At 31.1% G+C, this 15,100-nt stretch carries 13 protein-coding genes; 7 read left to right on the forward strand and 6 right to left on the reverse strand.

What is annotated here, in order from left to right; genetic code table 11:
• Positions 1–44 precede the first annotated feature (44 nt).
• Positions 45–1,013: a bile acid:sodium symporter family protein gene (locus V9L04_RS05055; RefSeq protein ID WP_338792993.1), complete on the reverse strand. Its 969-nt coding sequence runs from the start codon at positions 1,011–1,013 to the stop codon at positions 45–47.
• Between the two features lie 67 nt (positions 1,014–1,080).
• Positions 1,081–2,172 (reverse strand): DNA polymerase IV, encoded by a 1,092-nt coding sequence (dinB, locus tag V9L04_RS05060; protein WP_338792994.1) that lies wholly within the window; start codon positions 2,170–2,172, stop codon positions 1,081–1,083.
• Between the two features lie 287 nt (positions 2,173–2,459).
• On the opposite strand from dinB, the gene V9L04_RS05065 reads away from it, so the two are divergent.
• Positions 2,460–3,344, forward strand: a complete 885-nt coding sequence (locus tag V9L04_RS05065) for a phosphatidylserine decarboxylase (RefSeq protein WP_338792995.1) — start codon at positions 2,460–2,462, stop codon at positions 3,342–3,344.
• 437 nt (positions 3,345–3,781) lie between these two features.
• On the opposite strand, the gene V9L04_RS05070 is transcribed toward V9L04_RS05065, so the two are convergent.
• Positions 3,782–4,837: a glycosyltransferase family 9 protein gene (locus V9L04_RS05070; protein ID WP_338792996.1), complete on the reverse strand. Its 1,056-nt coding sequence runs from the start codon at positions 4,835–4,837 to the stop codon at positions 3,782–3,784.
• Positions 4,838–4,971: 134 nt separating this feature from the next.
• On the opposite strand from V9L04_RS05070, the gene V9L04_RS05075 reads away from it, so the two are divergent.
• The 5 genes from V9L04_RS05075 (at position 4,972) to V9L04_RS05095 (ending at position 10,545) form a co-directional block, all read left to right on the forward strand.
• Positions 4,972–6,753: a M61 family peptidase gene (locus V9L04_RS05075; protein ID WP_338792997.1), complete on the forward strand. Its 1,782-nt coding sequence runs from the start codon at positions 4,972–4,974 to the stop codon at positions 6,751–6,753.
• Positions 6,754–7,124: 371 nt separating this feature from the next.
• A complete protein-coding gene (locus V9L04_RS05080; RefSeq protein ID WP_338792998.1) occupies positions 7,125–8,348 on the forward strand; it encodes an alpha/beta hydrolase-fold protein in 1,224 nt (407 codons plus the stop codon).
• A 214-nt stretch (positions 8,349–8,562) separates the two neighbouring features.
• Entirely contained in the window at positions 8,563–9,354 is a 792-nt protein-coding gene (kdsA, locus tag V9L04_RS05085; protein WP_338792999.1) for a 3-deoxy-8-phosphooctulonate synthase, read from the forward strand.
• 115 nt (positions 9,355–9,469) lie between these two features.
• The gene (locus V9L04_RS05090; RefSeq protein WP_338793000.1) at positions 9,470–10,213 is read left to right on the forward strand and encodes an SDR family NAD(P)-dependent oxidoreductase; all 744 of its coding nucleotides are present in this window, start codon (positions 9,470–9,472) and stop codon (positions 10,211–10,213) included.
• Positions 10,214–10,365: 152 nt separating this feature from the next.
• Positions 10,366–10,545: a hypothetical protein gene (locus V9L04_RS05095; RefSeq protein WP_338793001.1), complete on the forward strand. Its 180-nt coding sequence runs from the start codon at positions 10,366–10,368 to the stop codon at positions 10,543–10,545.
• Positions 10,546–10,607: 62 nt separating this feature from the next.
• Here V9L04_RS05095 and V9L04_RS05100 read toward each other — a convergent pair whose 3' ends face one another.
• Both V9L04_RS05100 and V9L04_RS05105 read right to left on the reverse strand, forming a co-directional pair.
• The gene (locus tag V9L04_RS05100; protein ID WP_338793002.1) at positions 10,608–11,825 is read right to left on the reverse strand and encodes a GTP-binding protein; all 1,218 of its coding nucleotides are present in this window, start codon (positions 11,823–11,825) and stop codon (positions 10,608–10,610) included.
• Positions 11,826–11,860: 35 nt separating this feature from the next.
• Complete coding sequence (locus V9L04_RS05105; protein WP_338793003.1) at positions 11,861–12,226, reverse strand: MerC domain-containing protein; 366 nt, start codon at positions 12,224–12,226, stop codon at positions 11,861–11,863.
• A 203-nt stretch (positions 12,227–12,429) separates the two neighbouring features.
• Between V9L04_RS05105 and V9L04_RS05110 the strand changes: the two genes are divergently transcribed.
• Complete coding sequence (locus tag V9L04_RS05110; RefSeq protein WP_338793004.1) at positions 12,430–12,801, forward strand: transcriptional repressor; 372 nt, start codon at positions 12,430–12,432, stop codon at positions 12,799–12,801.
• Positions 12,802–12,956: 155 nt separating this feature from the next.
• On the opposite strand, the gene V9L04_RS05115 is transcribed toward V9L04_RS05110, so the two are convergent.
• Complete coding sequence (locus V9L04_RS05115; RefSeq protein WP_338793005.1) at positions 12,957–15,068, reverse strand: VWA domain-containing protein; 2,112 nt, start codon at positions 15,066–15,068, stop codon at positions 12,957–12,959.
• Positions 15,069–15,100 lie beyond the last annotated feature (32 nt).

A 15,100-nucleotide genomic window follows, 5' to 3' on the forward strand; every position in this document is an offset into this window, starting at 1 on the left:
AGACAATATTCTCCTCCTTGAGTTCACTTAATCCTAAGTTCACGTTATTTGTCTATTCGTCTTGCTAATTTTGAAGCTATTATGCTTATTATGAATATTTGTAAGGCGTGAAATAACATGAGTGGCAATAATATTAATCCTACTGGGTAAGTGGCAGGAAATAAAATTTTAGAAAATATTGTGCCGTGTACTAATGATTTTTTAGTTCCACAAAATTGTGCTGTAATGCTATCTTCCTGATTAAAATTTAATTTTTTAGCAAGATAGCCAGTCAAATAATACATAAAATAAAATAGCAAAATTACAGCTAAGGCAATAATTAAAAGGTCTTTTACTTGTAACGAACTAAATACATTGTCTTCAAACGACTCTGAAAAACTTCGATATATAATCAATAAAATAATAGATTTGTCGAAGGTAGCTAACTGTTTTTGATATTTTATCGCATATTTCCCTAGAAATTTTTGTAACACAAATCCCATCACAACTGGAATAAGTATCTCTGTGAAAAGTTTAATGTAAATGACTCCTAAACTAAAATCGGTATTTTCTTGTGTTAAAAACAATCCCATCCAAAGTGGCGTAATGACAATACCTATCAGTCCTGAAATACTTGCATTAAATATAGCTGCTGGAATATTTCCTCTTGCCATTGAAACCATTACTACTGAAGATGATACAGTGGATGGTAATGCTGCTAAAAAGAATAAAGATAACCACAATGTTTGACCTTGTTCTGTATTTATAAATGGATAAAATAACAGTACAAGTAGTGGAAAAACAAAAAATGTGGAAAGTTGCACTACAATATGTAGTTTCCAATTTTTCAAGCCATTCTTTAGTTTTTCAGGACTTAATTTTAATCCATAAAAGAAAAAAATCAGTGCAATACCAATACTTCCAATTATATCAAGAGGTATAGGGCTTGTTTTGCTTCCCCATTGAGGTATAAAATAGGCAATTACAATTACACTAATTATTGCCAAAATAAATTTATCAATCTTTATTTTCATTTGCTATACAAAATTTGAAATACAGTTATGTGTTGGGATTATATAATTAAAGTTTCAATAAAAATACTCAAAAAGACAAAGTCAGTTGCATACCTATTTTGTTACTTGTTTCTGTATTTGGCTGGCTGCTTAGATTAGAAACTTGTAAACCTAATAATCTAATACCTATTTTTAATGGAAAAATACTTCGAAGTAATGGTATATAAATTTTTGCTAAATCGTCTTCAGTCTGTAATCCTTCAAGGCTGGTCTGACTACGAGTAATCTGTTTAAAATCTGCATATTTTATTTTGAGAGTAAGTGTTCTGCCTTGTATATTTCTGTCTAAAAGTAGTGGCGATAATTTTTGTGTAATTTTTTGGAGAGCTTCTATCATTTCATTTTCTTCAAACAAATCTTCCGAAAAAGTCCGTTCTGCTCCAATAGATTTGCGAATACGATTTGGATTTACAGGACGGTAATCTTGTCCTTGAGCAATATGAAAATAAAACCCTCCTGCTTTACCAAAGTGTTTGAGTAAATCGTTCTTTTGCCATTTTTTCAAATCTTTTCCTGTATAAATACCTAATTGGTGCATTTTTTTGGCTGTTACTTTGCCAATGCCATGAAATTTTTTGATAGGAAGTTCATCTATAAACATTGAAGAATCAGCAGGAACAATAGTAAATAATCCATTTGGTTTGTTAAAATCAGAAGCTATTTTGGCTAAAAATTTATTGAAGGATATTCCAGCAGAAGCTGTTAATTGAGTTTTGGCTTTTATTTCTTCTTTAATTTGACGAGCGAGCAAAGTAGCAGAAGGAAATTGCTTTTTGTTTTGTGTTACATCTAAATACGCTTCATCTAAAGAAAGAGGTTCTATCAAATCTGTATATTCTGAAAAAATTTCTCTAATCTGTAACGAAACTTCTCTATATACTTCAAAACGAGGACGTACAAAAATCAAGTGAGGGCATTTTTGCAATGCAATTTTAGAAGACATGGCAGAATAAACTCCATACTTACGTGCTTCATAACTTGCTGCTGCTACTACACCTCGTTTGCCATCTCCACCCACAGCAACAGGTTTTCCTTTTAGTTCGGGATTGTCTCTTTGCTCTACTGAAGCAAAAAAAGCATCCATATCTATATGTATTATTTTACGAAGTGAAGCTGTCAATTTACTTTATATTTTGTGATAGGCTAAAAACCGAACTCAACAAGAAAAGGTTTAGCTTTTATTGGTCTTAATTATGATTCTGAGTAGCTCAAAAAGAGTAGAATTTTATTTAGAAGTTCTTTTTTATTTTTAATTATAAAAATGATTTTAGTGGAAATTCATAAATTGCGTAACTAAAATAAACTATCAAAACTAACAAGGATTCGACTACTTAAATAAAGAAGGCAACTAAAAGGATTCGACTACTTAAATAAAGAAGGCAACTAATCAAAAATTAAATTCATAAAATGGAGATTAAATACATAAATAGAGCTACTGGTAAGATAAAAATTGAGCATCCTCCAGCAGAGGGATTAATAAACTTTTTATATAATAATTCATTTGGAGAAAAATTAATTTTACCTATAGCCAAACAAAAATTTATAACACAATTGTATGGCAAAATGATGGAGAGTTCGTCTTCTATAAATAGAATTCAATCCTTTATTGATGCTGCAAACATAGATATGAGTCAGTTTAAGAAAGATGTAAGCGCATTCAAATCTTTTAATGATTTTTTTTATAGAGAATTGAAGGAAGGTGCTCGCAAAATTGAGGAAGGTCTTGTTTCACCTGGTGATGGGAGGATTTTAGCTTTTGAAAAGATTTCAGAAGTCAATAGTTTTTATGTAAAAGGACGAGAGTTTACGCTAACAGAATTTTTAAAAGATAATGAATTGGTAGATAAGTATAAAGATGCTTCAATGGTTATTTTACGTTTAGCTCCTGAAGACTATCACAGATACCATTTTCCATTTAAAGGAATTCCATCAAAATCAAAGGAGATAAAAGGAACATATTATTCGGTTTCTCCAATTGGTTTGCGTGATAATTTTACGAAAGTTTTTTGTGAGAATAAAAAAGAAACATGTGAATTAAAAACAGAAAATAAAGGGGATATATTAATTATTCCTGTTGGTGCTACAATGGTTGGAAGTCTCAATTCGACTTATCAACCCAATACAGTTGTAGAAAAAGGAGATGAGATGGGCTATTTCGCCTTTGGAGGTTCTACTATCGTATTGTTGTTTGATTCTACTTATTTTAAAATAGATGAAGATTTACTCCAAAACACTAAGAATGATTTGGAAACGTATGTAAAAATGGGTGAAAAAATAGGACAGGTAATTTAAGCTGATAGATATTTTTGTAGTAATAATTCTTATTTCTCTCTTCCACTAATCTAAGGAAGACTAAAAAATAAATTTACATTTTTAGCTATCTATAAAAACAGGGTTGAAACCCTGTTTACTAATGCCTGAATTTTTCAAAGTGTAAATTTATTCATTTTATATTCCTAAGCAAATTCTTGCTCTTGTCAGTTTCTCAAAAAACATAGAAAAAACAAAAAAGCATTGTTCATACAAACAATGCTTTTTTCAGTAAGGGGAAAGATAATACAGTCTTGAATTTCTTTAAAGCATACCTTTTGATGAGTTGCTTTACTTCTTTATACCCAAAACTTATTTTTATCACCCTCTGATTTTAAAATATTTTACTAAAAAATGTTAATACAAAGTAAAACAGACATCCTGTCTGTTGAATTTCTAAACAGACAGAGATGTCTCTTTTACAAAATACTATTTACAATCTCCAAAATCTGTTCTGTTTTTATGCTCTCTGCACATTCAAAATGACCTTTTGGACAAGATTTAAAGCCGTGCAAACCACAAGGGCGACAATCTAACTGTTTTTGAGTTTCGACAATAAATGATTTATCAGAAAGAGGAGTAAATCCAAAAGCAGGAACAGTCGAACAAAAAACGGCACAAACAGGCGCATTGACAGACGAAGCCAAATGCAAAGGCGCAGAATCATTTGCCAAAACAAGTTTTGCATGTTCCATTAAAGCAGCCGATTGCATCAAGGATAATTTTCCTGCTAAGTTTACAACTTTGAATTTTAAATTATTTTGATTTAATTCTTTTAATTTTGTTTCTATTGTATCAATTATTTTCTGACAATTTTCTGCATCTGATGGCGCACCTAACAAATAAATGGTAAAGTTTTGAGGTAAAATAGTTTCGTTTTCTAAAAGAAATTTTTCTATAAAGTCAATCCATTTATGCAAAGGAAATTGTTTGGTAAACCAAACCGAAGTAGGCGCAATACAAATAAAATCATTTTTGATAAACTCCTTTATTTTATCTTTATCAGACTGAGAAGGATATAATTTTGGCTTCAAAATTTCATTTATTTTTATACTCTCTAATACTTTGCTATTTCTCTCTATTTCATGAGGCGAGTTTTTGTCTGTCGTAATTACGTGTTCATATTTGTGCGTAAAAGCCCAAGAAAACGGATTTTTCTTAAATCCAGCTTTTATTTCTGCCTTCGAAAAAGCTGTCAGAAGTCCTGTTGCTCCAAAACGCTGTAAGTTCAGAACAGCATCATAATTAGTTTTTCTGACCTTTTTTATAAGGTCAAAAAGACTTTTATATTTATTTTTTTTATCCCAAATCAAAACTTCATTCAATAAAGGATGTTCTTGAAGTAAATTTTCGTTTCCTTTTCGCAATAAAAAATCAATTTTTGCAGAAGGATATTTTTTATAGATAGATTCAATAAGCGAAGTAGCCAAAATTACATCGCCTATAAAAGCTGTTTGTATTAGTAGAATTTTCATTAAATTATCATTTTACTAGCGCAAGATTCTATCTTGTGCTTATCACTTCGCAAGTATATGCTTGCTGCAACAGAGCGTCCAAGCAACATGCTTGAACGATTATATTTTTTTCAAATTTACTCTATTCTTTTCAAATGTTAGATTATAAAATTTCATACACACAAGCGCATCATCATTTTATCAATATTGAACTTACCATAAATCACGTAGATGATATTATGGAAAAAGAACTTTCACTTCAACTTCCTGCGTGGCGACCGGGGCGTTATACACTTCAAAATTTTGCCAAAAATATAGCTCAATTTAATGTTTTTGATGAAAACGACAAGCCCTTAGAATTCTCAAAAGCTACAAAAGATAATTGGAGAGTAAAAACAGATGGCGCAAAGACAGTAAAAGTTCATTATACCTACTATGCCAATCAAATGGATGCAGGAGGTTGTTATGTAGACGAAAAACAAATTTATTTGAATTTCATTTGTTGTTGTTTAGAAGTCAAAAATCGCCCAGATTCTATGTACAGAATGCATGTAGAAATGCCTTCTCGCTATAAAATTGCCTGTGCATTAGAACAAAAAATTGAAAAAACACAAGACAAGGACAAGAGTTTTCTGATTGCTGAAAACTTCTTTCATCTTATAGATTCGCCTTTAATTGCCTCTGACACATTACAACATAAAAGTTATAAAGTAGCCAATTCGGAAGCAAATTTTCATATTTGGATTCAAGGAGATTGGAACATTAATTTTGAAAAAGCAGTAGATGAATTTCAAAAATTTACGCAAGACCAAATAGCTCTTTTCAAAGATTTCCCAAGTACAGATTATCATTTTATGTTCCAGATTTTGCCATACCCAAAGTATCATGGTGTAGAACATTGCCATTCTACTGTCATTACATTGGGAGCAGATTATGATATGGATGGAGTAGTTCGTTATAACGACTTTTTGGGAATTAGTTCGCATGAGCTTTTTCACTTTTGGAATATTATGCGTATTCGTCCGAAAGAACTTATGCCTTACGATTTGTCTAAAGAAACCTATTTTAAGACTGGTTTTGTAGCTGAAGGATTAACTACTTATTATGGCGATTATATTTTGTGTAGAAGTGGTGTTTGGTCGCAAGAATATTATCTTAAAGACTTTGAAACTTTACTAAAAAGACATTTTCATAATAATGGAAGACTTAATCTTTCTGTTGCTGATTCGTCGTATGATTTGTGGCTTGATGGCTATGAATTGGGTATTCCGAACCGAAAATCTTCAATTTATGTAGAAGGTGCAATGGCTGCTTTTATCTTGGATATGAAAATCAGAAAGTCTAGCAATAATGAAAAATCATTGGATAATGTAATGGTAAAAATGTGGGAAGATTTTGGCAAAAAAGAAATTGGATATTCGTTAGAAGATTACCACAATGTAGTTGATGAAGTAGCAGGCGAGCATATCAAAGATTATTTTGAGAAATGTATTTATTCACCAAATGCTTTAAATACCTATTTGAAAGAAGCCTTTGACTATATCGGAATTGAGAAAGAGTTTATCCATAACGACAATGAAATAGAAAGAAGATTAGGCTTAAAAACAGTCTTTCAAACCAATGGAGTGAATAATGGATATTTTGTAGTGGGCTTTTCTCCAACAAGTGAAGTAGCCAAATTCTTGACTGTCAATGATGAGATTGTAGCTATTGATTCTTATAAATTGGATGCTATCAATCCAAATACAATTTTGAAAAAAGCTGTTAAAGAAGGAAAATCAGAGATAGAAATTTCATTTTTTAGAGATAATCAACTTCATACTATCAAAACAAAATATGATGAAAATCAATATCCCAATATTAAATTGACTGTAAAGGAAGATGCAAGTGAAGAACAAAAAGAGAACTTGAAAAAATGGCTGATGCCTTTGGTATAACTTCGAAACCCTAAGGGTCTTGAAGACCCTTAGGGTTTAAATTTCGCAAAATTGAATAAATATGAAAAATAAAAAAAGAACAGGTTCGATATTACTTCTAATTGGAGTTTTTATTCTCTTTAGAAAAGTAAAAGTTCACTTTAGGTGTTTTGGAGGATATTCAGATGATTCTTTAGGAATACTTTTTAGTAGTTTGATAGTAATTATAGTTGGTTTATTTTTTCTTCCTATAAAAACCTTAAAAAAAAATTATTTTACCTCAGTCCACAATATTCTTATTTTTTTTGTATAGATTGGTGGAGATATTTGAAATTAATACCACTGAAATTAACTACAAAATAATGAAGCCTAGGATACAAATAGTGTTGGTAATGAGTTTGTTTTTTTTCTTACCACAATTTACAAATGCTCAAAGCAATAAAAACATTCAATTTTTATCAAAAGCGGGCGTTTTAGATAGTTTATATTCCAAAACTCTAAAAGAATATAGGCAGTTTTATGTGCAACTTCCTCAGGGGTATGATGCTACTAAAAATGACAAATATCCCGTTGCTTTTATTTTAGATGGAGAAGTATTTTTGCCTACTGTTCATAATGTGCAAAATTTTTATAGTGGTGGGTTTACACCTGAAATGGTTCTGATTGGCATTTCAAATGCTGATAACAGAATGAGAGATTTGACAACTTCCAAAATAAAAGAGATGAATGGAATGCCATTTAATCAAGAAAACGGAGAAGCAGCTAATTTTAGTAATTTTATAGAAAAAGAACTAATTCCATTCATAGAAAATAAATATCCTGTAACTAATTTCAGGACATTAATTGGTCATTCCTATGGTGGTTTGTTTACACTTCATACATTTCTCCATAAGCCAAATTTATTTTCTAATTATATTGCCATAGACCCAAGTGTGGATTGGGATAATCAAAAGTTATTAACTAAAGCTAAAGAAAAACTGGCAAGTAATGATTATAAAGAAAAGTCTTTATTTATGTCTTTAGGTGGACAATTACACTGGCAGAAACCAGAAATAACTATTGATAATGTGATGAAAGATACATCAGATTTTACTTTGTTTGGAAGGTCTAATATTATGTTTTCAGATATGATAAAACAAAATAAGGTAGATGGGTTAGCTTTTGAATGGAAATTTTATCCTAGAGATTTGCACGGTACAATTCCTTTTCCTTCTATAATGGATGGATTAATTTCTGTTTTTCAATGGTATCAAATGGAAAACACTCAAAAATTTAACCTGCCAACAACTTCAACAGAAGAGTTATCCAAAATAATAAAATATCGTGCAGAGAAGCTAGAAAAGTATTTTGGATATTCAGTTCCACCCTATCCTGAATTTCTTTTAAATATGTCTGGTTATATGAGTATGGATATGGAGCAAATGAAAAGAGCTAAAATGTTCTTTGAGTTTGCTATTGAATATTATCCAAAAAATGCCAATGCTTATGATTCTATGGCTGATTATTACGAAAGAAATGGTGATAATACTACTGCTATAAAATTTATTGAGAAGGCTCTTGAAATAAATGATGATGAGTATTACAAAAAAAGAATGGAAGAACTAAAGAAAAAATAGATAATTATTTACTCTAAAGCAAGGGTTTAACTTGTATCTAGCACTAGAATAATTATTCTTTTCTACTCCAAAAAATAGCACTACTAACACCTCAAGTATTGCGTTTTCTTAAATGGCAATTAGATAATCGCCACTCATTCTCATGGAAAGCTCTCTAAAAGCTATGTTTTTTTCGTAGTTTTGTACTTTCAATTTTCTCCAAAAACAAAAAATTATGACGCTCTACGAACGCCTACAAAAAGAAACTTTCCTTATTGCTGGTCCTTGTGTAATCGAAAACGAAGAACTACTCTTTGAGGTAGCCGAACACATGGTTGAGCTTTCCAAAAAAATGGGTTTTCTTTATATTTTTAAAGCCTCTTTCGATAAAGCAAACCGTACTTCTATGGAATCTTACCGAGGTCCTGGTTTAGAAAAAGGATTGGAAGCTCTAGTCAAAATCAAAAATAAATATCAAATTCCGATTACTACTGATATTCATGAAGCCTATCAAGCCGAAATTGCTGCTGAAGTAGTTGATATCCTTCAAATTCCTGCTTTTTTGTGCCGTCAGACCGACCTTTTAATTAAATCAGGAGAAACAGGAAAAATTGTAAATATCAAAAAAGCACAATTCTTAACAGGTAGAGATATGGTTTATCCTGCAAAAAAAGTAGAAAGTACAGGCAATCATCAAATTATGCTAACTGAACGTGGAACAAGTTTTGGAAATCATAATCTTGTTGTTGATTTTAGAAATATAATTGATATGAAAGAAATGGGTTATCCTGTCGTGATGGATGTAACTCATTCAGTTCAGAAACCAAGCGCAAACAACGGAACAACTGGAGGAAATAGAGAATATATTCCTTATTTTTCGAAGGCTGCTGCTGCTATGGGAGTAAAAGGCTTTTTTATGGAAACACATCCTAACCCTGACAGCGCACTTTCTGATGGTCCTAATATGGTAGAATTGGCAAATATGGAAAATGTATTGAAAGAAACTTTCAATCATATTATGGTATAAATAAAATTTTAAAAAAGCCTCATTTTTTGTAATAACAAAACAAAAAGTCTTTTAAGTAATTCTATAATGGAATTACTTTTTTTTATTCTAAAAATTCTGAAAAAATAAATACATCATGAAAACGCTTTATTTTATCACAGGTACAAGCAGTGGCATTGGCAACGCACTTACAAATCATATTTTATCAACTGAACAAGATATTTTGGTAGAAGGAATTTCTCGTACTCAAACTATTCATCATGGCAACTACAAACACCATACTTTTGATTTATCAAAAATAGATGAATTAATTGGCTTCTTTGGAAAGTTAGATTTAGAAAAAAGAATAAAAAGTAAAATTGAGAAAGTTGTTTTGATAAATAATGCAGGAACTTTAGGACAAGTAGGTCATGTAGGCAAAATTCCTAGTCAAGATATTGTCAAGACGATGAATATCAATACAATTGCTCCCTTCGTTTTGATGAATGAGTTTTTGCATACATTTGATAATCAAACTTTTGGAAATATAGAAAAAGTAATAATTAATATTTCTTCTGGTGCTGGAAAGCGTCCGATTGATGGGTGGTCTGTCTATTGTGCGTCTAAAGCTGGTCTGAATCTTTTCGCAGAAGTAGTTAAGGAAGAAGAGAAAATATTGAATCAAAATACGCAAATCTTTAATATTTCGGTAGGTGTTGTTGATACAAACATGCAAGGAGAGATTAGAAAGACGACTCAAAATGAATTTTCAAGTGTAGAATACTTCAAAGAATTAAAGGATAATAATCAACTTGCAAGTCCTGAATTTGTAGCTGAAAAAATTTATTCTATTATAGAAAAACCACAAAACTTTGAGGATATTTGGCAGAAATTGCAGTAACAAACAATTACGAATTTTGTATGATTTGGCTTTACCAAAGTTTTGGTTTTATGATAAAAGGCAGGATAATGACGAATTGCAACTTCTTATTTTAGAACAAACCTGTCTAATTAACCGTAAAATGATAAAAAAACCTCAAAATTTTTGCAACAATGAAACAGCATCAAAATAAAAAAGAAGACAAAGAAGTAGAAAAAAATTCTACTCAAGAAGAGAAAACTCATATTGAAAATTCAAAAGATAAAATTACAGAACTTTCAGAAGAAGAACAAGAAGAGTTGAGAGCAGAAGCTAGAGAACGTTATAATCGTTTGTTGGGGTGTGGTGGGTAATTTTTTTCAAAACAAACCCTCGTCGTAGTTCAATAGAAACCAACGACGAGAGCTTGTTAGGTTTACATTTCGTAAGGAAAAGGGTCAATAAATTTGGCTTTCGAATCAAATAATTTTTGTTCATTTTGTTGTAATAAACAGTCTTCAAGTTCGGCTATCATTTTTTCTTTGTCTATATCTTGTCCAATAAATACAAGTTCGTTCATTCTATCTCCCCATTTTTTAGTCCATCTACTTTCAATTTCTTCTCTATTAAAAGCAAAAGATTGATATTTCATTCGTTCTGAAAAAGGCATACTTGCCCACCAAACACCTGCTCTTTCGATACGAGAAGAACCTCCAGCTTGACTAAAATTAATCGCATCGTTAGGTCTTGATGCTAACCAAAATAATCCTTTTGCTCTAATAACTCCACTTGGATAGGCTTTACTCAGATAATTCCAAAATCGTTGTGGATGAAATGGTTTTTGATTCCTAAATACAAAAGATGAAATACCATATTCTTCCGTTTCAGGAGTATGTTCTCCTGCTTGTAACTCTTTCTGCCAACCAGCCGAATTTTGAGCTTCTTCAAAGTCAAAAAGTTTAGTATTCAAAATTTCTTTTGGTTCTATTTTGCTAAACGATGAAGTAATTATTTTTGCAGCAGGATTGAGCTTTTGAAGCATTGCCTTTAATGTGCCTAATTTAGTCTCATCAACCAAATCTGTTTTGTTCAAAATAATTACATTAGCAAACTCTATTTGGTCAGTCAGTAGATTTACAATAGTACGATAATCACCTTCCATATCGGTTAGTTTTCTGTCCAAAAGCAATTCATTTGTTCCAAAATCTTTAAAGAAATTAAAACAATCTACAACGGTTACTAATGTATCTATGTAACTAAATTTAGATAAATCAATTCCTTTTTCCTCATCTACAAAACTAAATGTTTGTGCCACAGGAACAGGTTCGCCAATGCCTGTATTTTCGATAAGCAAATAATCAAATCTATTTTCATTAGCAAGTTTTTCTACTTCTACCATCAAATCTTCTCGCAACGTACAACAAATACATCCATTACTCATCTCTACGAGCTTTTCTTCTGTACGTGAAAGCGTATTTTGACTTTTTACTAAGTTGGCGTCTATATTTACTTCACTCATATCATTGACAATAACGGCTACTTTTAAGCCTTCTTTATTGTGTAAAATGTGATTGAGAAGTGTCGTTTTTCCTGCGCCCAAAAAGCCACTCAATAAGGTTACAGGGAGTTTTTTTACTGTTTTTGTGATTTTCATTTTGAATAAAATAAATATGTTATTAATGAATAAAATTAATGTTGAGTAGTCGTAATTTTACATGTCTGACAATATCTTATATTCAAAATATGTCCGATAATGATAAGTATCGCAAAAAAATAAGCTACATATTCTAATCCTTCATGAGCATCTTCAAATAAAGTAGAAAGTGAAAAAGCAATAAAAGAAAACCACAATAGAATATTTATTTTTTTATTCGAACTCTTCTTAGTCGTTTTTAGAATTGCCAAAAAAGAAATTAAAAGAAAGAAATAAGTAAAAATGGGTTGAGTAACAAAACTCATTTCAAAGGCTATAAATACAGGAGTAAGCATACAATGTATCATACAAGTACAAGAACTTATTATGCCTGTTATATCTGCCAAATTATATTTTTTCATGAGGTTATTTTTTTGGTATCAGAGTATTCTATCAAATAAAAGCAGTACGAATTAGAATAATTCTGATTTTTTTCAAAAATTATTACTAAATGCAACAATGTTGCAAAAATAACATTTATATTTTTAAATGCAACATTGTTGCAAAAACAAAGTCAATATAATTTGTATTGACATAATTTATTTTTATTTAATGTGCAGCATTCATGAAAAATACCGTAGCAAAAACCCAAATTAAAGAATTAATTGAGTCTTCGTCTGTGGCATTATCGCCCAACGAAATAAAAAAAATAGTAAAAAAAGTATGTAGTAAAGTAACAGTCTATCGTATTTTGGATAGATTAGTAGATGAGGAGTTCATTCATAAAGTCATGACACCTGAAGGAGGAGTCAAATATGCAGCGACTTCTAAGTATTGCGAAAATTACAAACCTAATCATGTTCATTTTAGCTGTAAAAAATGCAATAGAATTACCTGTCTCAAACATATTGAAGCTACTTGTAAATTACACAAAGCATACGAAGTGGAAGAAGTATATTGTACAATAGTGGGAATTTGTCCCAGATGTGAAAAGTAATAAAAAAGGTCTTTTATTTCTAGTTTACCTAAAATCACTGGCAAGAGCTTTAAATAATTGAGTTTTTTTCAACCGTCAACGAGACATAAAGCCGTCGTTGAGGGTTGAAGAATTGTATTTAACTGGTAACTAAATAACTGATTACTGGTAACTGGCTAGTATCCTCCTTGAAATTTACGTACTCCCCACTCAAAACTTGCAAAACCAACAATCAAAAGCATAATCCACCACAGATTAATGACATCTGAAAGCTGTTCACTTCTAAAAACAGTTGGTGTCGGAATCTGATTTTGCAGAGAGTCTTGTAAAACTTGTAGATTAGAAAGTGTATAAAAATTACCTTTATTTTGCTGTGCGAGTCTTCGCATGACACCAAAATCTGCTGTTGCATTTAGGCTTTCCAGTTTTATTTCTTTTACTGTAAATTGTCCGATTGAAACTTCTGTTTTTCCGTCTAGTTGAGTAGTTGCTTTAAAGGAATATGCACCCTCTGGAAGCGCAGAAGCCGAATATCTAAATGGCGAAGAATTGTTTGTAAAGGTATAAGTACTTGTTTTTCCTTCTTCATCTTTGATTTCTAAACGAATATTTTGTCCTAAAAGAGGTTCATAAATCGCATTATAAACTTCTACATCAAAACTTACTCCATCAGAAGTAGAAAATTGAGAAGCTGTTGGGGCAACTCTAAAACGTCTTTTATCTTCTTTTGTAGAAAGATATTGAATAATTTTACTCAAAAGGGCATCATATCCTTCTTGGTTTTTATTGTCTGCATATTCATTCAAACGCCATTTCCATGTGTTTTCAGCAAGCCACACTCCTGTTTTTTTGCCATTTTGTTCACTCATCACAACTAAAGGTTTTTTAGTCTGAATATTTCCCACTCGTTGATACAGCATTATTTCAGCCTGTGAAGAAATTTCATAATCAGCAAAAGGAACGAGTGCAGGAGGATAGGAAGCAAAACGACTTTTTTGTTCATCTGTCAGATAAAACTTTGAAAAATTAGAGTTCCAAAACGGAATTACTTTATCGGATTGATTTCCTAAAGGACGAATTTTTACGCCAGTATTTAATGAATTAAATACATTGTAGTTGCTTTGCGCTCCAATAATGAAGAGTTCGGCAGAAGTCATTTTTCTAAGTTTTTCTAAAATAGGCAACGGTTTTCCCATTTTATCAGGAAATTGATGATAAATAATAAGGTCATATTTATCCTCTAATTTAGTTGAACTCAGATAAGGCAAATAAATATAAGGCAAGTAAATATCAAACTTATAATTTTCATTTTTTTCTATTGCTGCACGAAAGGCTTTTATATCTGGATGAGGCGCAGCAGCCACCAAAAGAATTTTTTCTTTACTATCAATTATATCAATATAAGCATGTGCTGTGTTATTTTGAGTAGTAAACTCTCCTTCTTGTGGCACAATTGTAACAACATAATGCTGAATACCTTTTGAGATTGCTTTTACCAAAAACTCAATGCTTTTAAGGTCGTTTTGATTCGAACTAAACTTCACTTTTTGAGTAGAAATAGTCTTTCCATTTTGTGATAAAACGGCTGTAACTTCCCTGTTTTCAAAACCTGTATGCGTAACTTCTGCTACTATTGGAAATTGATTTCCTAAATAAGCCATTTTGTTATGAAAAAGACTTTTAAGAATAATATCCTTTTTTGGAACAGTATCTCCCACTCCAATAGTTTGAAGTGAAAAAGAATAAGGAGAAATATCAGGCGCAAGTCCTTGATTATAAGCACCATCAGAAAGCAAAACTACATTTGAAAGATTGCGATTTTCGAATTCACTTTGAATGCTTTTTAATAAATCACTAATTGGCGAAGAAGTATAATTGAAATTTATTTTATCAGAATTATCTTTTATACTGTCATTTTCTATATTATTTAGTGTCTTAAACTCTACATCAAATCCTTTTTCTTGCAGGTTTTGAGCCGTTTTTTGGATAGAATTTAGAGCTTCATTTATTTTGGTAGAATCTTCTTGTAATAAAATAGAAGCCGAATTATCAATCGCAAAAACAACCGTCGGATTTTCGTAACGAGTAATAAATTGCTGCATCAAAAGTCCTATCAACAGGATTGCAAGAACAGAAACCCACAAAAAACGAATGGCAGCCAATACTTTTTGCCAGCTTTTGCCCCAAGGCGAACTTCTTTTGTAATACAACAAAGCTGCATAACCTGCTCCTAAAAGCAAAGCTACAATTATCCAAGCACTAGAATATTCTGTTAAAAAGATAGGCATTTATGTTAATGAAATTACGAATGACAAATTAA

The sequence above is a fragment of the Bernardetia sp. MNP-M8 genome, from assembly GCF_037126285.1.
Lineage (GTDB): Bacteria > Bacteroidota > Bacteroidia > Cytophagales > Bernardetiaceae > Bernardetia.